The sequence below is a fragment of the Enterobacter sp. J49 genome (assembly GCF_002148625.1).
GTDB lineage: Bacteria > Pseudomonadota > Gammaproteobacteria > Enterobacterales > Enterobacteriaceae > Enterobacter > Enterobacter ludwigii.
Map to the genome: position 1 here is coordinate 128,620 of NZ_MWPY01000035.1, position 25,075 is coordinate 153,694.

26 protein-coding genes are annotated in these 25,075 nt (G+C 56.1%); 8 read left to right on the top strand and 18 right to left on the bottom strand.

From position 1 onward, the window contains the following. Positions 1–188: 188 nt before the first annotated feature. Together BJP35_RS16845 and BJP35_RS16850 are read left to right on the top strand one after the other, a co-directional pair. Positions 189–713, top strand: a complete 525-nt coding sequence (locus tag BJP35_RS16845) for an SCP2 domain-containing protein (RefSeq protein WP_014171771.1) — start codon at positions 189–191, stop codon at positions 711–713. After that, on the top strand, positions 707–1,210 hold the full coding sequence (locus tag BJP35_RS16850; protein ID WP_014171770.1) for a GNAT family N-acetyltransferase: 504 nt from the start codon (positions 707–709) through the stop codon (positions 1,208–1,210). The genes BJP35_RS16845 and BJP35_RS16850 overlap by 7 nt, the downstream gene beginning before the upstream one ends. Here the strand turns inward: BJP35_RS16850 and BJP35_RS16855 are convergent. After that, entirely contained in the window at positions 1,197–1,526 is a 330-nt protein-coding gene (locus BJP35_RS16855; RefSeq protein WP_014171769.1) for a GIY-YIG nuclease family protein, read from the bottom strand. The two genes, BJP35_RS16850 and BJP35_RS16855, sit on opposite strands and share 14 nt — an antisense overlap. A 14-nt stretch (positions 1,527–1,540) precedes the next feature. Between BJP35_RS16855 and BJP35_RS16860 the strand changes: the two genes are divergently transcribed. Further along, entirely contained in the window at positions 1,541–1,975 is a 435-nt protein-coding gene (locus tag BJP35_RS16860) for a YhbP family protein (RefSeq protein WP_020883546.1), read from the top strand. On the opposite strand, the gene BJP35_RS16865 is transcribed toward BJP35_RS16860, so the two are convergent. Next, complete coding sequence (locus BJP35_RS16865) at positions 1,955–2,473, bottom strand: type 1 glutamine amidotransferase domain-containing protein (protein WP_014171767.1); 519 nt, start codon at positions 2,471–2,473, stop codon at positions 1,955–1,957. The two genes, BJP35_RS16860 and BJP35_RS16865, sit on opposite strands and share 21 nt — an antisense overlap. A gap of 130 nt (positions 2,474–2,603) precedes the next feature. On the opposite strand from BJP35_RS16865, the gene BJP35_RS16870 reads away from it, so the two are divergent. Together BJP35_RS16870 and BJP35_RS16875 are read left to right on the top strand one after the other, a co-directional pair. Beyond that, positions 2,604–3,248 carry an NAD(P)H-binding protein gene (locus tag BJP35_RS16870; RefSeq protein ID WP_025202931.1) on the top strand — a complete coding sequence of 215 codons (645 nt, stop codon included), beginning with the start codon at positions 2,604–2,606 and terminating at the stop codon, positions 3,246–3,248. 40 nt (positions 3,249–3,288) lie between these two features. Then, positions 3,289–4,326: a permease gene (locus BJP35_RS16875; protein WP_020883548.1), complete on the top strand. Its 1,038-nt coding sequence runs from the start codon at positions 3,289–3,291 to the stop codon at positions 4,324–4,326. Between the two features lie 51 nt (positions 4,327–4,377). Here BJP35_RS16875 and dolP read toward each other — a convergent pair whose 3' ends face one another. The 4 genes from dolP to BJP35_RS16895 are packed head-to-tail and all read right to left on the bottom strand — an operon-like array spanning position 4,378 to position 8,165. Beyond that, positions 4,378–4,953 carry a division/outer membrane stress-associated lipid-binding lipoprotein gene (gene dolP / locus BJP35_RS16880; RefSeq protein ID WP_014171764.1) on the bottom strand — a complete coding sequence of 192 codons (576 nt, stop codon included), beginning with the start codon at positions 4,951–4,953 and terminating at the stop codon, positions 4,378–4,380. A gap of 9 nt (positions 4,954–4,962) precedes the next feature. Continuing rightward, positions 4,963–5,553, bottom strand: coding sequence for a DnaA initiator-associating protein DiaA (diaA, locus tag BJP35_RS16885; RefSeq protein WP_003861754.1), 591 nt, complete (start codon positions 5,551–5,553; stop codon positions 4,963–4,965). A 21-nt stretch (positions 5,554–5,574) separates the two neighbouring features. Continuing rightward, positions 5,575–5,970, bottom strand: coding sequence for a YraN family protein (locus BJP35_RS16890; RefSeq protein WP_047743762.1), 396 nt, complete (start codon positions 5,968–5,970; stop codon positions 5,575–5,577). Beyond that, on the bottom strand, positions 5,928–8,165 hold the full coding sequence (locus BJP35_RS16895) for a penicillin-binding protein activator (RefSeq protein ID WP_086463434.1): 2,238 nt from the start codon (positions 8,163–8,165) through the stop codon (positions 5,928–5,930). Before BJP35_RS16895 ends, BJP35_RS16890 begins: the two co-directional genes overlap by 43 nt. Before the next feature lie 62 nt (positions 8,166–8,227). Between BJP35_RS16895 and rsmI the strand changes: the two genes are divergently transcribed. Next, positions 8,228–9,088, top strand: a complete 861-nt coding sequence (rsmI, locus tag BJP35_RS16900; protein ID WP_014171761.1) for a 16S rRNA (cytidine(1402)-2'-O)-methyltransferase — start codon at positions 8,228–8,230, stop codon at positions 9,086–9,088. A 36-nt stretch (positions 9,089–9,124) separates the two neighbouring features. Here the strand turns inward: rsmI and BJP35_RS16905 are convergent, their stop codons facing one another. The 11 genes from BJP35_RS16905 to kbaZ all read right to left on the bottom strand — a co-directional run bounded on the left by BJP35_RS16905 (position 9,125) and on the right by kbaZ (position 21,211). Next, on the bottom strand, positions 9,125–11,014 hold the full coding sequence (locus BJP35_RS16905; RefSeq protein ID WP_086463435.1) for an enterotoxin: 1,890 nt from the start codon (positions 11,012–11,014) through the stop codon (positions 9,125–9,127). 15 nt (positions 11,015–11,029) lie between these two features. Next, on the bottom strand, positions 11,030–12,202 hold the full coding sequence (locus tag BJP35_RS16910; RefSeq protein WP_086463436.1) for a MalY/PatB family protein: 1,173 nt from the start codon (positions 12,200–12,202) through the stop codon (positions 11,030–11,032). 12 nt (positions 12,203–12,214) lie between these two features. After that, positions 12,215–13,786 carry a maltose/glucose-specific PTS transporter subunit IIBC gene (gene malX, locus BJP35_RS16915; protein ID WP_020883553.1) on the bottom strand — a complete coding sequence of 524 codons (1,572 nt, stop codon included), beginning with the start codon at positions 13,784–13,786 and terminating at the stop codon, positions 12,215–12,217. 118 nt (positions 13,787–13,904) lie between these two features. After that, positions 13,905–14,777: a tagatose-bisphosphate aldolase subunit KbaY gene (gene kbaY / locus BJP35_RS16920; protein WP_086463437.1), complete on the bottom strand. Its 873-nt coding sequence runs from the start codon at positions 14,775–14,777 to the stop codon at positions 13,905–13,907. A gap of 12 nt (positions 14,778–14,789) precedes the next feature. Continuing rightward, positions 14,790–15,938: an SIS domain-containing protein gene (locus BJP35_RS16925; RefSeq protein WP_047743755.1), complete on the bottom strand. Its 1,149-nt coding sequence runs from the start codon at positions 15,936–15,938 to the stop codon at positions 14,790–14,792. A gap of 246 nt (positions 15,939–16,184) precedes the next feature. Next, a complete protein-coding gene (gene nagA, locus BJP35_RS16930; protein WP_014171755.1) occupies positions 16,185–17,318 on the bottom strand; it encodes an N-acetylglucosamine-6-phosphate deacetylase in 1,134 nt (377 codons plus the stop codon). Continuing rightward, positions 17,315–17,749, bottom strand: a complete 435-nt coding sequence (gene agaF / locus BJP35_RS16935) for a PTS galactosamine/N-acetylgalactosamine transporter subunit IIA (RefSeq protein ID WP_020883557.1) — start codon at positions 17,747–17,749, stop codon at positions 17,315–17,317. Before agaF ends, nagA begins: the two co-directional genes overlap by 4 nt. Before the next feature lie 15 nt (positions 17,750–17,764). After that, on the bottom strand, positions 17,765–18,643 hold the full coding sequence (gene agaE / locus BJP35_RS16940; RefSeq protein ID WP_020883558.1) for a PTS N-acetylgalactosamine transporter subunit IID: 879 nt from the start codon (positions 18,641–18,643) through the stop codon (positions 17,765–17,767). After that, positions 18,633–19,412: a PTS N-acetylgalactosamine transporter subunit IIC gene (gene agaW / locus BJP35_RS16945; protein WP_020883559.1), complete on the bottom strand. Its 780-nt coding sequence runs from the start codon at positions 19,410–19,412 to the stop codon at positions 18,633–18,635. The genes agaE and agaW overlap by 11 nt, the downstream gene beginning before the upstream one ends. A gap of 10 nt (positions 19,413–19,422) precedes the next feature. Further along, positions 19,423–19,896, bottom strand: a complete 474-nt coding sequence (agaV, locus tag BJP35_RS16950) for a PTS N-acetylgalactosamine transporter subunit IIB (protein WP_014171751.1) — start codon at positions 19,894–19,896, stop codon at positions 19,423–19,425. A 19-nt stretch (positions 19,897–19,915) separates the two neighbouring features. Then, positions 19,916–21,211 (bottom strand): tagatose-bisphosphate aldolase subunit KbaZ, encoded by a 1,296-nt coding sequence (kbaZ, locus tag BJP35_RS16955; protein ID WP_020883560.1) that lies wholly within the window; start codon positions 21,209–21,211, stop codon positions 19,916–19,918. Between the two features lie 251 nt (positions 21,212–21,462). Between kbaZ and BJP35_RS16965 the strand changes: the two genes are divergently transcribed. Beyond that, positions 21,463–22,272: a DeoR family transcriptional regulator gene (locus tag BJP35_RS16965; protein WP_086463438.1), complete on the top strand. Its 810-nt coding sequence runs from the start codon at positions 21,463–21,465 to the stop codon at positions 22,270–22,272. A 35-nt stretch (positions 22,273–22,307) separates the two neighbouring features. On the opposite strand, the gene garD is transcribed toward BJP35_RS16965, so the two are convergent. Continuing rightward, positions 22,308–23,879 carry a galactarate dehydratase gene (gene garD, locus BJP35_RS16970; protein WP_014171748.1) on the bottom strand — a complete coding sequence of 524 codons (1,572 nt, stop codon included), beginning with the start codon at positions 23,877–23,879 and terminating at the stop codon, positions 22,308–22,310. Between the two features lie 407 nt (positions 23,880–24,286). Here garD and garL point away from each other — a divergent pair, with 407 nt between their 5' ends. Continuing rightward, a complete protein-coding gene (gene garL, locus BJP35_RS16975) occupies positions 24,287–25,057 on the top strand; it encodes a 2-dehydro-3-deoxyglucarate aldolase (RefSeq protein ID WP_047956146.1) in 771 nt (256 codons plus the stop codon). Positions 25,058–25,075 lie beyond the last annotated feature (18 nt).

Here is a 25,075-nt window from a genome sequence, read left to right on the forward strand (position 1 = left end):
GCAAATTTGTTAACGAGCTGGGATTTTAATTAACCCATACGCGACAATTTTTGATTTAAGGCAGCTAATGGCGTATTGATGGCACCAATAATGAGATACACCTGACGACAGTTTGTTGATTTACGCCGCTATGTTGTGCTTCGGATATGGCAAAATAGCAGGACTATAGCTATCAGGGAGTAAAGCTCGTGCTGGATAAACTGCGTTCACGTCTCGTACAATTTGGTCCATCAATGCTGAGCGTGCCGGTAAAACTGGCCCCGTTCGCGCTTAAACGCCAGGTGCTGGAGCAGGTGCTGAGCTGGCAATTCCGCCAGGCACTGCAGGACGGTGAGCTGGAGTTCCTGGAAGGGCGCTGGTTAAGCATTGACGTCCACGATATCGGGCTGCGCTGGTTTACCTCTGTTGAGAATGACCAACTGATCGTCCGTGAGTCCGCCGACGCGGATGTGAGCTTTAGCGCCAGCGCCAGCGATCTGCTGATGATCGCCGCGCGTAAGCAGGATCCGGACACACTCTTCTTCCAGCGCCGCCTGGTTATCGAAGGCGATACGGAACTTGGTCTGTACGTAAAGAATTTAATGGATGCCATTGAGCTGGAGCAGATGCCGAAAGCGCTGCGTGTGATGTTGATGCAAATGGCAGATTTCGTTGAGGCGGGGCTGAAAACCCCGCCGGAAAGTAAACACACTTCAGTAGGTGAGCCATGCTGATTCGAGTCGAAATTGGGATTGATGCACCGGGTATCGATGCGTTGTTACGCCGCTCTTTTGCGCGGGATGACGAAGCGCAACTGGTCCACGATCTCCGCGAAGACGGCCTGATTACGCTGGGGCTGGTTGCCACCGATGACGAAGGTCAGGTGGTGGGCTACGTTGCCTTCAGCCCGGTTACCGTTCAGGGCGAAGAGCTACAGTGGGTAGGAATGGCACCGCTAGCGGTTGATGAACACTACCGCGGCCAGGGGCTGGCGCGCCAGCTGGTTTACGAAGGGCTGGACTCGCTCAACGAATTTGGCTATGCCGCCGTGGTGACTCTGGGAGATGCTACGTTCTATGGCCGTTTAGGCTTCGAACCGGCAGCGCATTACGATCTCCGCTGCCGCTGGCCGGGAACGGAATCCGCCTTCCAGGTGCACCGTCTGGCGGATGACGCGTTTAACGGCGTGAACGGTCTGGTTGAGTACCACGACCATTTCAATCGCTTTTAATCAGGCTCTCGCGAAGCGCCTCAAAGGAGCCGTCTCCGGTGACGAGGCGCTCTTTCTGACGCTTCGTCAGTTGCTTAATGCGGTATTCCATTCTGAGCGCCAGCGATCTGTCGCCAACGGGCGCCGAAAAGGCGAGCTGTAATTCCCCTTTCCCCCGCAGTGCTTTGGCACCTTTCCCCGTTTGATGTTGCAGAAAACGCCGCGCCACATCGGTAGTGATCCCGGTGTACAGGGCGTTATCGGCGGTACGAACAAGATAGAGAAACCAGCACACGGTAAACAGATTCAGTATGTTAAGGTGAACGCACCTTAGCATGAGAGAGAGCGAAAATGGAAACTCTGACCACCATTAACCGCTGGCTGGCAAAACAGCATGTCGTCACCTGGTGCGTGTATGACGAAGGTGAAATGTGGTGTGCAAACGCGTTTTATTACTACGATCCTGAGCGTGTCGCCTTTTATGTCCTGAGCGAGGATAAAACCCGTCATGCGCAAATGTCGGGTCCCCAGGCGAAGGTGGCGGGCACGGTGAACGGCCAGCCTAAAACGGTCGCGCTGATTCGTGGCCTGCAGTTTAAAGGGGAGATCCGCCGCCTGGACGGAGAAGAGAGCGACGCGCAGCGAAAACGCTACACGCGCCGCTTTCCGGTTGCCATTGCGCTAAAAGCTCCGGTGTGGGAAATCCGCCTTGATGAGCTGAAATTTACCGACAACACCCTGGGCTTTGGCACAAAGCTTCACTGGCTACGCGCCGAGCAGGCGTAGCGCTTCACGGTTAAACGCGGGCAGATCGTCCGGGGTCCTGCTGGTGATCAGCTGATCTTTGTCGTTCACAACTTCCTGATCGTAAAACTCAGCCCCCGCATTTTTCAAATCGATAACGATCGGTTTTACGGCCGTGAGTTTACGCCCGCGCACGACATCTGCGCTGATGAGCAGCTGCGGACCGTGGCAGATGGCAAAGACCGGTTTGCCCGTCGAGACAAAGTCTCGCGTGAAGGTCACGAACCGTTCATCCCCACGCAGGGAATCCGGTGAATGACCGCCGGGTAACAGCAGGGCATCGAAATCTGACGGGCTGACGTTATCGATGGTTTCATCGATGGTCACGCTGGCTTCGCCCTTATGGCCTTTCACCGTTTTACCCGCCTCTTTCTCAATGGTGATGACCTCATGTCCTGCCTTGCGAAATGCCTCGGCTGGCGAGGTGAATTCTGAATCTTCAAACTCGTCGGTGATCAAGACTGCGATTTTCTTGCCCATGCTTCCTCCGTTGTTTTGGCTTCAGACAGATTTTTCTCCGCTTGTGGTAAATACTTACCTGTAACAGACTTCTAAGTGTGGTCGACGACGCTGAGTTCGCAAACGGACAATTCTGTAAAGGGGAGATGAGATGAGTCAGGTACTGATTACCGGCGCGACCGGGCTGGTGGGCGGACATCTGCTGCGGCTGCTGCTTCAGGAGCACCGGGTTAACTATATTGCCGCCCCGACGCGTCGGCCTCTCGCGGATATCTCCGGCGTCTTTAACCCCCACGACCCGCAGCTTACCGATGCACTGGCGCAGGTACAGGATCCTGTTGATATCGCCTTTTGCTGCCTCGGTACAACGCTGCGTGAAGCGGGCAGTAAAGAGGCGTTTGTGCATGCGGACTACACGCTGGTGGTCGATACGGCGCTGACGGCTAAAAAGCTGGGGGCAACACATTTTGTGGTGGTCAGTTCGCTCGGTGCCAATGCCGGGTCACCTTTTTTCTACAACAAGGTGAAGGGCAAAATGGAAGAGGCGCTGATTGCCCAGAAGTGGGAGCAACTGACCATTGTTCGCCCCTCCATGCTGCTCGGGCACCGGGATGAACGTCGTTTTAACGAATCGTTTTTCGCGCCTCTGTTCCGCATCCTGCCGGGTAACTGGAAATCCATTGAGGCAGCGGACGTGGCGCGTGCGATGCTAAAAGAAGGGCTCTCGCCATCGCAGGAGGGCGTGAATATCATCCCGTCGGCAAAACTGCGTGAAATCGCACAGGGCGAGGCGTAAACTCCCCCGGCTAATAACCTACTACTCTCCGGGGAATGCTATGACTGGTCAGTCTTCATCTCAGGCGGCTTCACCTGTTCAATGGTGGAAGCCCGCGCTCTTCTTTCTCGTGGTCATCATCGGCCTCTGGTATGTGAAATGGCAGCCGTACTACGGTAAAGCCTTCACGGCCGCCGAAACGCACAGTATCGGAAAATCTATTCTCGCTCAGGCTGATTCCAGCCCGCTTCAGGCGGCGTGGGATTACGCCATGGTCTATTTCCTTGCCGTCTGGAAAGCCGCGGTACTGGGCGTCCTGCTGGGCTCGCTGATTCAGGTGCTTATCCCGCGTCACTGGCTGGTGAAAACCCTCGGTCAGCCCCGCTTTCAGGGTACGCTGCTGGGGACGATTTTCTCCCTGCCGGGCATGATGTGCTCGTGCTGTGCGGCGCCTGTGGCCGCCGGGATGCGTCGTCAGCGCGTCTCGATGGGCGGTGCGCTTGCTTTCTGGATGGGGAACCCGTTGTTAAACCCGGCGACGCTTGTGTTTATGGGCTTTGTGCTGGGCTGGCATTTCGCCATTATTCGTCTGGTGGCCGGGCTGCTGACGGTTCTGGTCGTGGCGACCCTGGTGCAACATCTGGTGAAAGACAAAACCGTAGCGCCTGCGTCAGTTGACGTGGATATCAGCGAACCACAGGGCGGCTTCTTCGCGCGCTGGGGCAGGGCGCTGTGGCAACTTTTCTGGAGCACCATCCCGGTCTATATCCTGGCGGTTCTGGTGCTGGGCGCGGCGCGCGTCTGGCTGTTCCCGCATGCGGACGGGGCTATCGACAACACGCTGCTGTGGGTCGTTGCAATGGCGGTTGCCGGTTGCCTGTTCGTGATCCCAACGGCCGCTGAAATTCCCATTGTTCAGACCATGATGCTGGCCGGGATGGGCACCGCGCCTGCACTGGCGCTGCTCATTACCCTGCCTGCAATCAGCCTGCCGTCGCTTGTCATGTTGCGTAAGTCATTCCCGGCGAAAGCGCTGTGGCTGACCGCGGGGCTGGTGGCGCTGAGCGGGGTGATGGTAGGAAGTATTGCACTGGTATAAAAAAAGCCCGGTAGCGTTACCGCTTACCGGGCTTTCTGTCAGACGTTCTGGTTACTTGATGTAGGTGAAGGCGGTGGTGACGTGTTTCACGCCGCTCACCCGGCTGGCGATATCGGCCGCCGCTTTTCCTTCACGGTCAGTGACCAGACCCAGCAGGAACACTTCGCCGTTTTCCGTTGTCACTTTCACGTTTGAGGATTTCACCTGGTCCGAGCCCAGCAGCTGGGAGCGAACTTTGGTGGTGATCCAGGTATCAGACGACGCGGTACCCAGGCTGATTGGCTGCCCCTGACGGATTTCATTGAAGACTTCCGTGGTGCCCTCAACGCCCATTGCGATCTGTTTTGCGCGGCTGGAGAGTTCGGTATTCGGCGACTGGCCCGTCAGCAACACTTTGCCCTGATAGGCCGTGACGTTGATACGCGCTTCTTTCTTGATTTGTTCGTCTTTCGACAGCGCACTGTTGACGCGCAGCTCCAGCGTACCGTCATCGACCTGTGTCCCTACGGAACGCGGGTCGGTTGCCGCTTTAGTACCAACCGCGGCGGTACCCACGACAGCCGCAGCGATACATCCCTGAAGCAGTAATGCAGACATAAGGACTGCGAGGGTCGATAAAGCCTTCATAAGAACTCCTTAATCATCCTGGTGAGGGAAAAGCGTGTTATCGATCAAATCGCATAAGCAGTTCACCGTGAGCATATGCATCTCCTGAATGCGCGCGCTACGGTGAGAGGGAATGCGGATTTCCACATCCTGCGGCCCAAGCAAACCCGCCAGCTCACCACCGTCATAGCCTGTTAAGGCAACGATAGTCATGTCGCGGGTGACGGCGGCTTCAACGGCTTTGACAATGTCCCGGCTGTTGCCGCGCGTGGAGATTGCCAGCAGAACATCTCCGGCATGACCCAGGGCTCGCACCTGCTTTGCGTAAATCTCATCATGCAGACGATCGTTAGCAATCGCTGTTAAGACCACATTATCGGTATTAAGTGCAATGGCGGGTAAACTCGGTCGTTCTGTTTCAAAACGATTGATCATGCTGGCAGCAAAATGCTGTGCGTTGGCGGCTGAAGTGCCATTGCCACAACAGAGGATTTTGTTGCCATTGAGCAGGGATTGCACCAGCGTCATGGCGGCACGAGAGATAGCGTCCGGAAGGGCTTCCGCCGCTGCAATCTGAGTCTGGATGCTTTCAGTGAAGCACACTTTAATTCTTTCGAGCACGTTATCCCTTTTAAATCTTAATTATGCGTCTTCGCCAAAAGCGTTTTTCAGCCATTCGATCGCATTGCCGGTGAAGGCTACCACATCGAACCGGCAATCCACAGTATCAAAACTCCCATTATGGCGGGCAAGCCACAAGTGGGCAGTCTGTAATAATTTATGTTGTTTGGCGAACGTCACGCTGGCGGCAGCGCCGCCAAAACGGGAAGACTGTCGGTAGCGAACTTCTACAAACACGATGACCTCACCGTCTTTCATGATGAGGTCGATTTCGCCGCCACGTCCGCGAACGTTAGCGGCGATAAAGTGCAGTCCTTTGCCTTCAAGCCAGCGACGCGCTTTTAATTCCCACGCGTCACCGGTCTCTTTACGGCTTAACTGGCCGGGACGATTTGTCCCTGCTGGTATTTGAGCCATGATAACTTCCTGTTAATCACACAATCTTGAGTGGCCGTCAGATCGCCGGTATTGCCGTTAAGCTCAAAGCCCGGCACCTGACGCATCTGGGTAAAGTGGTTCGCCAGCGCCCAGGCATCGACACCCATGGCATACAGACGTGCCAGAGAGTAGTCGTTGCGGACGGTGCTCAGCGCCTGCTGCATCAGTGCCGGGTTGCTGCCTGCGAGCATGGGAATCTCGCTGTACTGCAGGCCGTCCATCTCCAGACGGAAATCCGGGCCGGCGGTACCTTGCGCGCTGCGTGAACTGGCGTACAGCGTTGCGCCGCTCTGGCTACCGTTACGCATTGCAATCATCGGTTTGATGAAGGCGATTTCCTGCGGGGTGGCAACGATATACGCTGCATCCACTTTACCGCCACCGCTGATCTGCGCGTCGGTAGGTGGCGCAGGGATCGACAGACCGCCAATGGTCACACTCTGCTGCTGCGGCAGGCTTGCGCTGACCGGGCTGCCGTTGAGGGCAATGCCCGCTCCGCCATTGACGCCCGCGCGCAGTTCAGACGCGGAGCCGAATTTCTGCTGCAGCACAATACCGCCGCCCAACTTCTGCCACTCATCGGCAAAAGCATTAGCAACGCGATCCCCCAGCGTACTGCGTGGGATGAGCAACAGCGGAGCCTGTTTACCCTGCTCGTGAATATGACGCGCCGCATCGCGGGCTTCATCTTCCGGCGACAGCGCGAAGTAGCAAATATTGGCACGGTTCTGAACCTGCTCTGGCTGGTTGAGTGCCAGCACGTTCAGCGTGGTATTGCTCTTCATCAACTCTTCGACATTGTTTTTCAGCAGCGGGCCGACAACGATGCTCGCACCATCCTGTTGAACCTGCGCCAGTACCTGGTCAAGTGGCTTCGAACTGGTGTCGTAGATTTTCAGCTCAGCACCCGGGTTCGCGCTGGTGGTGGCCACCGACGGTGTTTGCGCGACAGGTTGTGCCGTTTGTTCTGCGGGCGGTGCAGGCTGAACGTTCTGCGGTTGAGGTTGTTCAGACGCGGTGTCAGTCGCCGGGGCTGCTTGAGTTTCAGCCGGCGCCGGCGTGGCGGGCGGTGCAGGCTGAACGTTCTGCGGTTGAGGTTGTTCAGACGCGGCGTCAGTCGCCGGAGCTGCTTGAGTTTCAGCCGGCGCTGGCGTTGCCGTCGTAGGGGCCGTTACCGGGTTCTGCATCGTTCCCTGTGCCGGCGTCTGCGCGGTGGTCAGGTCACTGGTTTCAGCGGCGGAAGGGCTGACCACGTCGTTCACGTTTGCCGCCTGTGCTGCCTGGGTCGGTACTGCGCTGCCCGTCACTGGCGTCGTGCCGTTTTTCGCGGCTTCAAAACCCTGTTGAATAGTGCGACCGAATACCGCAGCCTGACCGTTTAAGGGCAGAAGGAGTGCAATCTTGCTGGTCGAGGCCGGCTTAAAGTTCTGCACGTTTACCAGCTGCGTCGGCAGCATTTTCGCGCCCGGATTCTGCGGGTAGCGGGTCTGCCAGTCAGTGATACCGGCTTTCAGCATCTTAGGATCGTTGCGGTTGTTAAACCACATCTGCTGCAGATCCAGCCAGCCCTGCAGGACGTTTTCATCTGCATTGATCACCAGTGCACGCGCCTGTTCCTGCGTCATAGAGGCCAGCGCCTGCCACGTGGCATCGATATTTTTCTGCTTATCAGCCCCGCCGAGCAGAGGCTCCTGGGCGATCAGCGCACGGAGCAGCGTCAGGGAAGGGCGGCCCTGTTCAGCGGTAATGCCCGCCTGCCAGAAGCGAGCCTGCTGATTTTTGTCCAGCGCGCTCACGTCGATATCCCCGAGGATCTTTTTCGCGGCATCGTAATCTTTCAGCGCGACTTTCAGCTCGGCAGAGAGCAGGCTCTGCTCACGACGCTGAACATCATTCAGATCTTTTGGCAACCGGTTGAACAATTCGGCAGCCTGCTGGGTTTTCCCCTCTTTCAGCAGTGCACGAATGGCGAGTAATTGCCAGTTGGTCTTGGTATCATTTGAACTCTGCGACATTTGTTGCAGATAAAAGCCAGAGTCAGCCTGAGCAGAACCCTGCAAATGGGCGGTGCTCTGGTCGGGTGCCTGGGTGCCACAGCCTGCAAAGATCAGGGCTGCCAGCAGGAGCGGCACGCTGCGCGTGGCTTTTTTTCGAAGAAACGTTAACGGTACCATACTGTATCCAGTGATTTTTTTTACGCAATGCTCAATATTAAATCGGCAATACGGACGAAACAATGAAACAACACGAAACGGCAGATAATTCTCAAGGCCAGCTCTATATTGTACCTACTCCTATCGGGAATTTATCTGATATTACCCAACGTGCGCTTACCGTATTGCAGGCTGTTGATTTAATTGCCGCTGAAGATACCCGACACACAGGCTTACTGCTCCAGCACTTCGCCATTAGCGCGCGTTTGTTCGCGTTACACGATCACAATGAGCAACAAAAAGCCGAAACGCTGGTGGCGAAGCTGAAAGAGGGGCAGAACATTGCCCTGGTCTCCGATGCGGGTACGCCGCTGATTAACGATCCCGGCTACCATCTGGTGCGTACCTGCCGTGAAGCCGGGATCCGCGTGGTGCCGCTGCCTGGCCCATGTGCGGCTATCGCGGCGCTGAGCGCTGCGGGTCTGCCTTCCGACCGCTTCTGCTATGAAGGTTTCCTGCCTGCCAAATCCAAAGGCCGACGCGACGTGTTAAAAGCGCTGGAAGCTGAACCGCGCACCCTGATTTTCTACGAATCTACGCATCGCCTGCTGGAAAGCCTGGAAGATATGGTGACCGTCTGGGGGGAAGCCCGCTACGTGGTGCTGGCACGCGAGCTGACCAAAACCTGGGAAACTATTCACGGCGCACCGGTAGGAGAACTGCTGGCGTGGGTGAAGGAAGACGAAAACCGCCGCAAGGGCGAGATGGTGCTGATTGTCGAAGGACATAAGGCGCAGGAGGACGCATTGCCTGCCGATGCGCTTCGTACACTTGCGCTGCTGCAGGCTGAACTGCCGCTCAAGAAAGCGGCTGCGCTGGCGGCAGAGATCCACGGCGTGAAGAAAAACGCACTGTATAAGTATGCGCTGGAGCAGCAGGGGTAATATATCGGCCCGGCAATCACGCCGGGCCAGTTTATTTTACTTCGCGCGAATGGCCTCGTACACCAGCGTTTCCAGCGGCTGCAGCGTAATCACCACGGCCTTTTGATACTCTCTTGGTACGCTTGTGTTACTGCCGTACACGGCGTTCAGACTGAACTGCGCCATGCCCCCTGTCGGGATTTCAAAGTCTTTTGCCAAATCCAGATAATAGGTTTGCGGCTTGTCTGACGGGTTTCGCAAGCCCAGAATGGCTTTTTCTTTGCTCCAGGAGGCCCAGCCGTAAACCTCAAGCGCCGTCGGGTCGCCACCGATCCAATGCGTATCCACCAGCACGCTGGCGTTATTTCGCGCCCATTTTGCTGCCTGCGCCAGGGTGTCCCATTTCACCTTATTCAGCATTGATGGCGTGATATATAACTCCTGCAGTTGCGTCCCTGTGGCGAAGTAGCTCCAGACCTGATCGGCAAAATCGCTGTCCGTTTGCACCTTCTCCAGTCCGTAATAGGCATTTTCCGCGCTGACTATCCCGTGGTACATCAGCGAGTTCAGCGGGAACAGTGGGCCTTTACGCACAATAGAGCGGTATGTTTCAGCATCGCGGTAGGTCATCCACTGCTGTACCGGCGTGCCGGGGCCGTAAAGGTTGATGTCATCCCCCTGACGCCAGATGGAGTCGGCATAGAACAGCCAGGACGGGCTGGCGTCGGTACCGGTTGTCAGGTTGATAAACAGATTGGGGTTTGCGCTGCGCATGTTATGCAGCAGGGCGATAGACGCATCAAAATCGGACGCGAACTGGCTGCCAGTAATATGCGAATTGGCGTTGCCCATCCCGTCGAGCTTAAACGAGGTGATATGTTCGTTTTTAATCAGCTTGATGATCTGCTCGTTGAAGTTTTTAAAGTAGCGCGGGCCCGAGAGAGCCAGCTTCCCGTCTACCGTTTCAAAGCCGTATTCTTTGGCATGGGAGACGCGAATATCGCGCGGCTTATTATAACCTCCCCACGGTGAGAGCCACAGCCCGACGGAGCTGTGCAGACTGTCTGCTTTTTCCCTGACCTTACCAAAGCCGTGGCTGAAGGCCGGGCCAAACAGCCAGCGTCCGGTACGATCGTCCCAGCCATCGTCCAGCAGGAATGCATCCAGCGCCACGCCGCGTCCGGTGATAAATTCTTTATTCCACTCATCCATCCGCCCCAGCACATCCTGTTCGGTGTAGGGGTTAAAGAAGCCGATATCCATCCAGCTGTTATAGTGCAGATAGGGTTTGTACGCCCGTGGGCGCACGGCGTCGATAAACTGGTTTACGCTACGGCGCAGCTGACTGGTTTCCGGGAACGTACCAAAGTAGGTGGTAAAGCTGACCGGCGCGTCAGGCTGAACCGGCGTTTTCAGCTCCACGTTCAGATTGGTCGTCGCTTCATAGGCATACGTATTAACGATTGGCTTATCCGGCAGGATAAAGAACGAATCAGCAATAATGGGCGAGCTGTTGATGGCGCCATCAACGTACGGCGCCTGAGACTGCTTTTTCGTCGGGAAGAAGGTGATTTTCGCCACCTCTCGCGGCTGGCCGACGGCCGCAATGGTGTAATCAATACTGGCATATTTTCCCTTCACCAGATTCAGCTTCACCGCCACGTTAAAATCCGGACGGGTGAAATCAATGACAATCGCGTTGTCCTGTTTTTCTACATGCTTAATTGTAAAGTCTGCAGTATGAATTTTGGTCTCATCCGGCAGGGTCAGAAAGAACAGCTCCTGCGGCGTAAGCGGATGGTTAGCCGTTTTGTCTTTCACTACCACCGTTGAACTGGCGTCATCAAACGAGAGGGCAATAGAGTCGTTATCGAGCGCGTATTGCGCTGCCGCCGCGCCATGAGAAACACACAAGGCAAGCATCGAGAGTGTGAGCACTTTTTTCATCAGGTAAGATCCTTATTAGTAATGCTTCAGCATTCGGGTGATGGACTGCTCCAGCCAGTAGCGCTGGGTGCCGAAATTAATGCGCAGGTAGTGTTCGCCGTTTTGGACGTAGTGGCTGCCATCTTCGAGGACGACGCCAGCCTGATGGGCGAAATGTCGGGTCAATTCAGTGGCGCTACGTTCATCTGCGCTGACGTCAACCCACGCCAGATACGATGATTCCGGGTTCATCATTTTCCAGGCCGGGAAGTGGGTCTGGATGGCCTCTGCCAGATAGCCAGCGTTACGGCGCAGATAGCCGTTCAGCGCGTCGAGCCACGGCAAACCATGCTGGTAGGCAAGAATAATTCCCCATATCCCGAATATATTGGGTGAGGTGATGGCATTCTTCTCAAGCTGGTGGCGAAAGCGCTGGCGCAGGGTGGCATCCGGAATGATGGCGTAGGAGGTTTTCAGCCCGCCAAGGTTGAACGCTTTATTCGGGGAGGTCAGCAGGATCAGATTGTCCTGCGCCGCGCAGCCGGATGCCAGACAGCTGACGAAATGACCGTCCAGAATATGTTCGGCGTGGACTTCATCAACCACCAGAAGGGTGCCGTAGCGTTGACAGAGGTCTGAAACCTGGCGTATCTCATCGGCGTGCCAGATCCTGCCGGAAGGGTTATGCGGCGAGCAGAAGAACCACAGTTTTGGACGGTACGTTCTGAGCTGTTCTTCCACCAGATTAAAATCAAGCTGGTAGCGATTTTCTTTCACGCACAGTGGGTTTGCCAGTATCGCTACCCCCTGACGCTGGGCGGCCATGGCAAACGGATCGTACACCGGTGTGTTCATCATCACCGTGTCGCCAGGTTTACAAAACGCCTGAACCGTATAATGCAGCGTGGAGACGGTACCGTACGTCAGCGTGATCCACGATTTATCGACGTCAACCTGATGTCGTTCGCGCTGAAAGGCGATAACCGCATCGTAAAATTCGTCAAAGCACCAGGTGTAGCCGAAGGTGCCATGCTCCACGATGCGCTGGAAACCTTCTGTCACGGCAGGTGGGGAGGTGAAATCCATATCGGCAATCCACAGCGGGATAAAACCTTCAGGCACATCACCAAAGCGCGAGCGGACAAAGGCGTGATCCCATTTTCGACACCGGTCGCTTTTACGCTCAATGATTTCGTCAAAATTAAACACCACAACCCCCTGTTAAATTAAGGCTTCAATGCCGGTTTTTACGCTTTGCACCTGCGGGCCGATGATCACCTGGACGCTGTGCGCATCCAGCACCACGACGGACAATGCACCGGCCTCTTTTAACGCCTGCTGGTCGATGAGACTCATGTCTTTCACCACCAGACGCAGCCGGGTAATGCAATTATCAAGCGACTCGATGTTCTCTTTACCGCCGAGCGCACGCAGGATAAGCCCATGATCGTATTTCGATTTTCCGCGTGCCCGGGTATTGGCCTCGACGGCCTGCTGTGCACCCTGGGTGTCCACTTCACGGCCCGGCGTTTTAATATCGTGTTTGAGGATGTACCAGCGGAAGACGAAGAAGTAGAGGGCAAACCAGGCAATGCCTACCGGGAATACCAGATACCATTTGGTCGACATCCCTTGCATGACCCCGAAGATAAGCAGGTCCAGAATGCCGCCGTCGGTGTTGCCGATGGTCACCCCCAGCAGAGCCATGACCATCAGGGCCAGGCCCGACATCACAATATGGAAGGCGTAAAGGGCAGGGGCGATAAACAAGAACAGGAATTCAATTGGCTCGGAGATCCCGGTGACGACGGAGACCAGCACGCCGGAGAGCAGCAGGCCTTTAATCACCGGGCGGTTTTCCGGCCGGGCCGTGCGATAGATGGCGTATGCCACCGCCGGTAAGCCGAAGATAAAGGTCGGCATAAAGCCCTGCGACAGGAACGCGGTAACGTGCGGGCTGAACGGCAGACCCGCTTTCAGTTCGGCGTAGAAAATGTTCAGCGCCCCGGCGACTTCATGACCATTGACCATCTCAATACCGCCCGCGGGCGTGAAGCGCACCATCGCCAGCAAAATATGGTGCAGGCCAAAGGGTTTGAGCAGTAGTACCCCCACGCCGTAGAGGAACGGGCCGAACACGCTGGTGCTCTGGATAATATGGCCAATCCCGGTAATGCCCAGCGCAACGTACTCCCACAGCAGGGGAATAAACAGCCCCACCAGTGAGAGGGTGAGGGCGGTGATAATCGGCACAAAACGAATGCCGCTAAAGAAGGCGAACGCGTCGTGTAAAACGGTGTCCTGAAAACGTTCGTGCAGGAAAAAGGTAATGACCCCAACCACGATACCGCCCAGCACACCCATCTCCAGGGTTTGAATGCCCAGCACCATCGATTGCCCGACTTGTCTCATGGAGGCGGCATCGGCAAGCTGGTGGGTCGCAATCAGGTAATAATTGATGCTCATGTTCATCAGCATATAGCCAACAAACCCGGCAAAAGCGCCCACTGCTTTGTTGCGTCTGGCCAGCCCCATTGGGATCGCCATGGCAAACATGAGGGGAAGATAGGTAAAGGCGAAGCCGCCAACCATGGCAATAAAGCCAAAGGTGAGCTGAGTTAATTCGCCGCCCAGAAAGGGGAAACTTTTGAGGGTGGAGGGGCTGGTAACAGAACTACCGATACCCAGCAATAACCCCATAAAGGCCAGAAGGGAGACCGGGAACATAAAGGTCTTTCCCAGGCTCTGAAAAAACTCCCACGCTTTCGATTTAAACGACTTTTCCTGTGTCATGTAGGGACTCCTCGGAATTATTTATCGTAATGGAAGGCGCTGTCTGGCTTAAGGACGCGCCTTCATATTTGCGAGGCTTATAGTTATTTTTGAGTTATTGATGTTCTATGCGATGAGATCAGGCTTCCGCCGGGAGCAGCAATCGGTTCGCCGAGCCGCACACGGTGATTTTGCTTCTGACCACGTCTTTCATGGCATCCATGCCAACCCGCATGTAGAAACGCGGATCGTTGCCCTGCGGGTTCTCAGCAAACCAGGCCTTAACGGCGCCAGAGAACGCAATTTTTAGCTCGGTTGCCACGTTCACTTTGCAGACGCCCAGCTCTATGGTGCGGCGAACATCGTCATCCGGCACATCACTCGCCCCGTGCAGCACCAGCGGTACGCTCATCACGTCGCGGATTTCAGCCAGCCGTCGAAAGTCGATTTTTGGCCGTTTGGTATAGAGACCGTGAGCGGTTCCGATGGCCACGGCCAGGCTGTCGACGCCGGTCAGCGCAACGAAGCGTTTCGCTTCCTGCGGGTCGGTCAGAAACGCGCTTTCAGCGTCCACGCTCATGTCATCTTCCACGCCGCCCAGGCGGCCCAGTTCGGCCTCAACGCTGCAATCGTTGAGGTGGCAGAAGTCGACCACTGATTTCACCAGCTTTACGTTTTGCTCAAACGGATAGTGGCTGCCGTCGATCATCGCGCTGCGCACACCCGCGTTAACTTTGCGACGAATGTCGTCGAGCGATTCGTGATGATCGAGGTGCAGCGCCAGCGGCATGTCGTAAGTGGTGGAGTACGCGCTGCACAGGGCGTAGATCTCTTCCAGGGCAATGTGCTTAAAGGTGCCCGGCGTGCCCGCGAGTATCACCGGCGATCGCATTTCACTACACACTTCGAGGATCGCCTGGATCGTCTCCGCGTTATGGATGTTGAACGCCGGTACGGCGTAGCCTTTCGCCTGGGCGTCCAGCAGAAGATATTTTGTCGAAATAATACTCATGATCGGATCCTCTTAAGCCTGCCACGGATGAATAACGACGCCCTGCACGACACGGTTAACCGTGCCGCTGGCGGACGGTGTATCCGGGGTATTGCCCACACGAAGTGACTGAGACAGGGCAAAGACCTGGGCGTACATCAGGAAGCAGAAAGCCTGCTCCATATCGATAAACGTGCGGGCAGGGGGCAGCAGGATATGCGGGCCAGCCTCAATGACCGGATCGGTTTCGGCGGCAATGGCCACCACGCGCATGGCCTGACGATCGCGGCGCAGCTCAGCAAGCAGATCCAGATCGTACTGCCGCGTATAGGGGTGGCTGGAGACAAACACCACCACCAGCGTTTCGCGATCCACCAGCGATTTGGGGCCATGACGGAAACCGGTTGGGGAATCGTAGAACGCCGCCAGCTTGCCTGCCGTCAGCTCCAGCACCTTCAGCGCCGATTCACGAGCGGCCCCCTGCAGACCCCCGCTTCCCAGATAGACGATCCTTTTCCACGGATCGTTGCCAAAGACGCTCTGGCTGAAATCGCCCAGTGACGTGAGGATCGTCTGGCAGCGATCGGCCACATCGCGGAAGGTATGGCTGTTGATCGTCTCCGGGGCGAAGACTGCCAGGCAGCTTGCCATCATGGTGGTAATGCTGCTGGTCATCGCGAACCCGCGATCGTGTGTTTCGGCAGGCATCAGCAGCGCATACGCGTTATCGCTGTTTACCGCGGTCTGATAAAGGCTTCCCGCCTCATTACAGGTGATCGACAGGTGGTAGCACTCCGGCACACACTGGTTTGCCAGTTCAACGGCGGCTACGCTTTCCGGACTATTGCCGGAACGGGCAAACGACACCAGCAGCAGCGGGTGTGCGGCGCTCAGGTAGTCCATCGGATTCGTGACCAGATCGGTCGTCGGTACGGCGGTAATGTTTTTCCCGGTGTGGCTGGCGAGCCAGGGCGAAATGATGTCGCCGATAAAGGCCGAGGTGCCTGCCCCTGTCAACACGATCCGCAGCTCGTGCTTGCGCAGCAGCGGCGTCAGGAAGTTATCGATCGACGCGCGCAGGTTATCGATATTGTTGAGTGAGCGGATCCAGCTGGCAGGTTGCTGGCGGATCTCTTCTTCGGTCCATGTGCCGGTGGTGGCGGTAGTGTTGGTTTCTGACATAACTCAGTCCTTAGTCGTGTGAATTCCACATCAGACGCTGGCAAACGTGTCGCTATCTTTCGTTTCGTTTCACTTGTTCACTTAAGCAGTTAAATAAAATCTATAGAAAAGAAATCGAAAGTTCAATGAAAGAAAAGAAATAAAACGAAAAGTGTGATCGGCAAAGAAAAGGCAATGATTAAGGAAAGGAAAAGAAAGACCTTGCGATCGCTTGCCGCAAGGCCCAATAACGGGACAATGAAAGGTCTAAAGGGGGAGAGCCAAACCCTGGATCCAGATCTGCTGAAGGTGGAAACCTTCATCCAGCGCAATCATATTGGCACGCTTGCCCGGTTTTAATGAACCGAGCTGGTGATCAATACCCAGCAATCGGGCAGGGTGCAGCGAGGCCATATGGATCGCATCCGCTGGCGTTATTCCCGCCTGCGCCACCATATTGCGCACGGCGGCATCGAGAGACAGCGTGCTGCCTGCAAGCCCACCGGAAGCGGTGCGTACCACCCCACCGTGCATGTTGACCTCGTCGCCACACAGCCTGTAACGTCCGTCGGGCATCCCTGCGGCCTGCATGGCATCGGTAATCAGAACGATCCGCTCTTTGGCGCAGCAGGCGCACAGCCGCAAAGCGCCCGGGTGAACGTGATGCCCGTCGGCAATCAGTTCCAGCCATGCCCGCGGGTCCGTCAAGCCTGCACCGACCATACCGGGTTCACGATGATGGAGCCCGGTCATGCCGTTATAACAGTGCACCAGCCCATCAGCGCCCGCCTCAAAAGCGGCAAGCGTTTGATCGTACGTCGCGGCGCTGTGGCCGAGCATGACCCGTATCCCACGCTGCTTAAGGTGGCGAATGGCCTGCAACGCACCGGGTTTCTCCGGTGCCAGAGCGACAACCCTGAGGGTGTGTTGCGATACTTCAATCAGCGAGTCCAGTTCGCTGACATCCAGCTCACGAAACAGCGCAGGCGGATGTGCCCCTTTGTTCTGTGGCGTAAAATAGGGACCTTCAAGATAGCTGCCCAGTATCTGCGCGCCGGGACCCCCGGACATACAGCGCCGGGCGATGCGTGCGAGCGCCCGGTGGACAGTCTCCAGCGGTGCGGTGACGGTCGTCGGTAAAAAAGCCCCTGTGCCTTCACGCGCTTTATGCATCGCCAGCGTGTCCAGCACCTCTGGGGCATCATCCATCACATCCACACCCGCGCCACCGTGAACATGGGTATCGATATACGCCGGGCAAAGCTGGTCGGCATCCCGGGCATGCACGCCAGCTGGGATCGGCTCGATGGCGGTGATAATTCCGCTCTCCATGCGTAGCTGGTGATCCTCAAGCCAGCCCTGCTCGGTCAGCAGACGACGCGCGCGCAGCACCTGACTCATATCCCTTCCTCAGCGGGGGCTTCCTCACGACAGCGCCCCAGCTCATCCACCAGGCTGGTCAGGCCGCGATGCCCGCATTCCAGGGCCTGCAGACGAAAGGCTTCGCTGCTTAACCCGTCGCGCTCCAGCACCATCTCAAGCAACAGCTGCAGGTTTGTACCGGTAATCACCTCGCTGCCGGGTCTTTTCATGGCGAGCGTTGATGCCACCCGGAACGGCGTCCCCCCGAGCAGATCGGTGAGAAACACAATATCGTGCTGCCCGTCCAGTTCACTGACTGCCTGTTCAAGCTGCGCGGTCAGCCGCGCGGTGGTGGAGCTTTCAGGAAAATCGATGGCGATAAACTGCGGCTGCTCGCCGAGGATTTGTTTCATCGCCTGTTCAAGCCCGCTGGCAAACCCGCCGTGACCCGTCAAAATAATGCCTAACATTGCGACCTCTTTGCTTTACAGGAAGTGACAGAACTTACCGACAACCCCCAGCACCACGGTGATACCGATCAGGCGCAGTGGGGTCCAGCCGCGACGAACCAGCCAGAACATGGTCAGGGTATAGACCAGCGGCAGGAAAGCGGGCATCAGTTTATCGATAACGTCGGCTTGCAGCTTGACCACCGCATCCCCGGCCTTGATTTCAAGCGTGGTGTTGAGACGTACGTAGGTTGCCACCAGCGCGCCAATGACCGTCATCCCCACGATGGAAGCCGCGTGACCGACCTTTTTGGTATTGGCTTTAATCAGCGGGATGGCTGCCACACCCATCCGGTAGGCGTAATGTGCCAGGCCAAAACGCAGGCCAAGATGCACTACGTTAAACAGCACAATAAAGACCACCGCACCCAGTATGGAGCCTTGCAGGGCAAGGCTTGCGCCGATCCCGCCGCAAATTGGCAATAGCGTAAGCCAGAACATGGCATCGCCAATGCCGCCAAGCGGTGCCCCCACGGCGATCTTGGTGCTCTGGATACTGTTGACATCCTGCTTGGAGCGCTCCATCGCCAGGATGATGCCAATGACAAATGTCACCAGAAATGGATGCGTATTGAAGAAGCCCATATGGCCTTTCATGGCGCGGGCCAGATCCCGCTTGTTGGTATGGATCTTTTTCAGCGCGGGCAGGAGGCCATACAGCCAGCCGGAAGCCTGCATACGTTCATAGTTAAACGAGGCCTGCAGCAGCATCGAACGCCAGGCGACACGGTTAATATCCTTTTTCGTCAGCTCGGCACCAATATGTTGATCTTCATAGACGTTTTCATTCACGCCCGTGAGCAGCGTCTCTTCGTGTTCAGAAACGCCAGGCAGCGTAGTTTGATTAGATGCCATCTTCGAATTCCTCTTTCTGGGCTGCAGGTGTCGCCGGTTCAGGCGATTTACGCATCAGGTCAATCAGCGCCATTGCCAGCGCAGCCGCGGCAATCGCCAGCACCGGCAGTTTCAACCAGGCTGCGGCAACAAAGCCGATGATAAAGTAAGGGATATAGACGTTTTTCATCATGATTTTCAGCAATACGGCGAAGCCAATCGCGGGCATGATGCCGCCGGCGACGCCGAGGCCGTCAATCAGACGTTCCGGCAGCACATCAATGGCGGTTTTCGCGTGTTCAGCGCCAAAGTAGATCGGCAGGAAGGCACACAGAAAATAGAAGATACCGAGCGCCAGCAGTGCCAGATAGTTGACCCTTTCGATGCCGTTCGTGTCCGCATTGGCTGCCATGCGGTCACAGCGAGACATCACTCCGGACATGACGGAGAACAGGAAAGTGATCCCCATCTGTACCGCAACCGCAAACGGGACGGCGACCCCAACGGCGACATCCGGCTTCACACCGGTGCTGATCGCGAACGTGGTGCCGACAATCGTGCCGATAATGACGTTTGGCGGTTGCGCGCCGGCCAGCGGAGCCAGCCCCATCCAGACCAGCTCCAGCGTACCGCCCGTTAAAATACCGGTGTGCAGATCGCCCAGAATGAGGCCAACCAGCGGCCCGAGCACCACCGGGCGGTGCATGTGTGTTAACCCGTTAAACATATCCAGGCCCGCGATAAAGGCGAGAATGCCCAGCGCGAATGCCTGCAAGAGACTAATTTCCATTGTGAATCCCTCAGAGCAGTTTAAAGAGATCCAAAGCAGTCTCAGTCGGAACACCCTGAACGAAGCATTCCACTCCGGCGGCTTTCAGGCCGTTAAATGCGGCGATATCGTTCGCATCGACAGAGACCGTTTTGGCAATTTGTTTTTTGCCACTGGCGTAATGCAGGTTTCCTACGTTGATACGGGTGATGGGCACGCCGCCTTCGACCAGCGTCAGAAAATCCGCGGGTGATTTGCAGACCAGCAGAATTTTCTGGCGCTCGGCAGCGCGATGAATGTTGTCGATCACTTTTTGCAGCGACCAGAAACGCACGGCGATCCCTTCTGCGAGCACCATCTCCATCAGGTTTTGTTGAACCGGATCCTCAGCGACTTCATCATTAGCGACCAGCACCAGGTTGGCCCCCGCAAACCCAACCCATTGCACACCTACCTGACCGTGGATCAGGCGTTCATCGATGCGGCATAAGACAATGTTTGGCATAGCGCTTTCCTCTTTTTAATTATGCGTTTTGAGTCGTTACGCCTTCGCAGGCGGCGTGGTACTGCTGGAGTATGTCCTGAATGTGGTCGAGGATGAGGTCCCGTGGTGTCGACTTGAGAGCACCCTCGCGAACTTTGCTGTACTGCAACGGCAGGTACTGGCTGATCAGCGGCAGCGGGATCGGTTCGTCTGCCAGGTTGCGTACCAGTCGCGCAAAGGCTTCGTCGATCTGGCTGTCCGGCCAGTAATAGCGCACCCGATCGGAGTAGCTATACCCGCGTGCCAGGCGTCGCGCATTGCCATCACCGTGATAATGGCTTTGCCAGTATTCGGGGCGATCGAGCATCACGTTTTCCAGGACATGACGCAGGCCCGAACAGGCTTTTGCAGGCAGCAACTCTTCTTCAATGGCGGCCAGCGAGAACAACGCTTCACGCAGGGCAAAGGTTAGTGCCGGGCCAACTTTGAGGATGGCGAAGTGATCTTTCACCAGCTGGCGCAGCGCCTGCGGTGTCTGGTAGTCGGTAGAGTGCGCTTCAAATATCAGCGTGTCGTAAGCTTCAACCATATGGCTCAGGGCGACGGCGTTTTGCGGTTGATAGTCACACACGTGTGCGTGGTCAAACTCAACGCCAGGCTGAACCACCAGGCCAATAATGCGTGGCCAGATGTCGCTTAACCCTTCTTTCTCGAACGCGTGGCGGTGAGCTTCAAGGGTGGCACGCGCGGCTTCTGGGGTCGTGACGGCAAGCTCGGTGAGCGTTTCATGCGCGCCGCCCGGAACCGGCACTTCCGTACCGATGACATAGACCAGGTCAGCGACATCAGCGTGCGCCAGGCTGGTTTTCTCCGCAATTTTCGCCAGGCGCGCCGCGCGCTCGGCAACGATGGCGTCGGTTAACGGAACCGGATCGTCTTCGCAGGACATGCTGCAGTCGAGGTGGATCTTTTTAAACCCGGCAGCGACATAGCTTCTGATCAGATCCTCGGCATTCGCCATCGCCTGCCGGGCAGGCAGGTTTTGCCAGCGGTTTGGCCCTAAATGATCGCCGCCGAGGATCAGTTGCGATGTCGGGAAACCAAGGGATTCCGCCAGCTTACAGACGAACCCGTGAAAATCGGCGGGTGTCATACCGGTGTAACCGCCAAATTGATCCACCTGATTAGAGGTGGCTTCAATCAGCAGCGGCGTGTGATGCAGTTGGGCGTAACGAATTGCGGCTTCAAGTACCAGTGGATGTGCGGAACAAACGGCATAAATCCCGTTCGCATTCCCCCGTTTATGTTGTTCCACCATTTCTGTCAGATGTTTCACTTTCCTCTCCATTTCGGATGGTGATGGTTTTCATCTTTCGTTTTGTTTCATTTAATCCTGCATCATGGTGGTATAAAAATAAAACGAAAGATAATAGTTTTCCGATCTGTTTCACAAAAGAAACATAATGAAAGGTTTCAGCGACGAGAGAGTGCGCTGACTGGAAGCAGGCAGGGCTTGCATTCCCATAAAAGAAAGGCGTTAATAGACAAAACGAAATGAAACGAAAGACCATTTATTAAGGAGCTCGCATGAGCAGCACCGATTCATCCGCGGAGAAGCGCGTCACCGGCACCAGTGAAAGGCGAGAGCAGATCATTCAGCGGTTGCGGGCACAGGGAAGCGTGCAGGTTAACGATCTTTCTCATTTATATGGCGTTTCCACGGTGACGATCCGTAACGACCTGGCGTTTCTTGAGAAGCAGGGCATTGCCGTTCGTGCTTATGGCGGAGCGCTGATTTGTGAAGGCAATGCGCCTGGCACTGAACCCTCCGTGGAGGACAAAAGTTCGCTCAATATTGCAGTTAAGCGCAGTATCGCGCAGGCGGCCGCCGCGCTGGTGAAGCCGGGTCATCGCATCATTCTGGATTCCGGAACCACGACGTTTGAAATCGCCCGTATGCTGCGTCAGCACACGGATGTGATTGCCATGACCAACGGAATGAACGTGGCGAATGCATTACTGGAAGCGGAAGGGGTGGAGCTGCTGATGACCGGTGGGCACTTGCGCCGCCAGTCGCAATCCTTTTACGGCGATCAGGCTGAGCAGTCCTTACAGAATTACCACTTTGATCTGCTTTTTCTGGGGGTCGACGCCATCGACCTCGATCGCGGCGTCAGTACCCACAATGAAGATGAAGCCCGACTGAACCGGCGGATGTGCGAGGTGGCAGAGCGTATTATCGTGGTCACTGACTCCAGCAAATTTAACCGTTCGAGCCTGCATAAAATCATCGATACCCAGAGAATCGATATGATTATCGTCGATGAAGGAATTCCGCCTGAGAGCCTGGAAGGGTTGCGTAAGAGCGGAATAGATGTGGTGTTGGTGAAGGGCTAAGTTGCCCCCCTCTCTTTGGGAGAGGGGGAAAACGATCACGTCACCGGTGCCGGGTTAAACACCGCCAGCTGGTTATGTAATCCCCATTGATCGGAGAATGTCTTCTTACGGCCGCTTGCCACGTCCAGAATGAAGTGGAACAGCTTCCAGCCGACATCCTCGATACTCTCTTCGCCAGTGGCAATGGTGCCCGCGTTGATGTCCATTAGGTCATACCAGCGGTTTGCCAGCTCGGTACGGGTGGCCATTTTAATCACCGGTACCGCCATCAGCCCGTACGGTGTGCCGCGCCCGGTGGTAAAGACCTGCACCGTAATGCCGGATGCCACCTGCTGTGTGCCACAGACAAAGTCGCTGGCAGGGGTCGCGGCGTAAATCAGGCCGCGTCTGGTGGGGCGCTGGCCCGGGGAGAGCACTTCAACTATGGCGCTCTGGCCGGATTTGGCAATCGAGCCGAGGGCTTTTTCCACCACGTTCGCCAGACCGCCTTTTTTATTGCCTGGAGAGGGGTTGGCGCTGCGATCGGTTTGTCCCATGTCGAGATAGTTATCGTACCAGGCCATCTCCTCAAGCAGGCGTTTGCCCACCTCTTCATTAATGGCGCGTGGGGTGAGCAAATGGATGGCATCACGCACTTCGGTCACTTCGGAGAACATCACCGTGGCGCCACAGCGGACAAACAGATCCGAGGCATAGCCCACCGCCGGGTTCGCCGTGACGCCTGAAAACGCATCGCTGCCGCCGCACTGGGTGCCTATCACCAGCTCTGATGCCGGGCAGGTCTCGCGCTGGCGCTGGTTCAGTTTTTCCAGATGGCGCTCCGCCACCTGAAGGATATCGTCAACCATTGAACGGAATCCGACGTGATGCGCATCCTGTAAACGAACAATGCTGGCCTCGTCGACCGGAATGGCATTCACATCTTCGGTGCCCTGCAACAGACGCTCTGGCTGCAGCTTTTCGCAACCGAGACCAATGACCATCACTTCGCCACCGAAATTCGGGTTCAGGGCGATATTATGGATGGTACGAATCGGTACCACGGCCGCCGGAGCATTGATGGCCACGCCGCAGCCGTACAGATGGTTCAGACCTACCACGCCGTCGACATTCGGGTATTTCGGTAGCAGGTCGCGCTCAATGATTTTCACCACGTAATCCACCACGCCTGCCACACAGTGCACGCTGGTGGTGATACCGAGCAGATTCTTGGTGCCTACGCTGCCGTCCGCATTCCTGTACCCTTCGAATGTGTACCCTTCCAGTGGGGGCAGTGGCTCAGGAACCCGGGTGGCCAGGGGGAGCGTGTTCAGCGGCGGCGCTTCGGGTAGCTCAACCAGCGACTCCTCAATCCAGCTCCCCTGAGGAATAGCGCGAACCGCATACCCGATAACTTCGCCATACCGCACGATTTCACCGTGGGCCGGGATATCCACCAGAGCGACTTTATGCCCCTGCGGAATATGTTCAGTCAGCTCCAGCCCATCCGGGAAACGAGTGCCCGCTTTTAGACCGTTGTCGTTAACAATTATCGCCACATTATCCGTGTCGTGAACTTTGATATAGAACGCCGTCGGCGACGCTTGTCGAATTTCAATGTCGGCCATTGTTCAATATTCTCCAGCAAAATGTCTGATAGTAAATGCAGCCAGGGGATGTTTATTTTCTTATCGCAGAAATAAAGATGCGGCTTGAGTCAATAAAGAATGTCAGGAGACGAGATATCAAAATGTGATCCCGATCGCTCCTTAAACCCGGCGCAGATGCCACCCGGCCAGCAATGCCTGATTCTGTGCATCAGCGCCCATCGCGTTGTGCATATGCTCAAAATATTATCAAAACACGCCGCAATGCTTGAGCATTAAAACAATGTGCTGTCATGACGTGAGGATTATACTGAATGACGATTTTATAACGCCTAAATTATGTCAGGAAATAAATATAACGCTGACGCTGCGTCTGAAAATATAAATATGAACCTGAATAAGACTGCGGAATTAAAAAGGTAAACGTGATGAATAATGATATCTTCCCGAATAAGTTTAAAGCGGCCCTCGCGGCGCACCAGATCCAGATTGGCTGCTGGTCCGCGCTGGCAAGCCCCATCAGCACCGAAGTACTGGGCCTGGCCGGTTTCGACTGGCTGGTGCTGGACGGCGAACATGCGCCGAACGATATCAGCACCTTTATTCCGCAGTTAATGGCGCTCAAAGGGAGCCATAGCGCGCCAGTGGTTCGCGTCCCGACCAACGAGCCGGTAATCATCAAACGTCTGCTGGATATTGGGTTCTACAACTTCCTGATCCCGTTTGTGGAAACGGAAGAGGAGGCGGTGCAGGCCGTGGCGTCAACACGTTATCCGCCGGAAGGGATCCGCGGGGTCTCCGTTTCCCATCGCGCCAACATGTTTGGCACCGTCCCGGACTACTTCACACAGTCCAACAGCAACATCACCATCCTGGTACAGATTGAGAGCCAGCAGGGGGTCGATAACGTCGACGCTATCGCTGCCACCGACGGTGTGGATGGCATCTTCGTTGGTCCAAGCGATCTTGCTGCGGCATTCGGCCATCTGGGCAATGCGGGTCATTCTGAGGTGCAGCGCGCTATTCAGCACATCTTTGCCCGTGCCAACGCGCACGGCAAACCGTGCGGCATTCTGGCGCCGGTTGAGGCTGATGCCCGCCGCTATCTGGAGTGGGGCGCGACCTTCGTTGCCGTCGGTAGCGACCTCGGCGTATTCCGCTCGGCCACGCAGAAGTTAGCGGACGCCTTTAAAAAATAACCATCATTGAGGAAACGA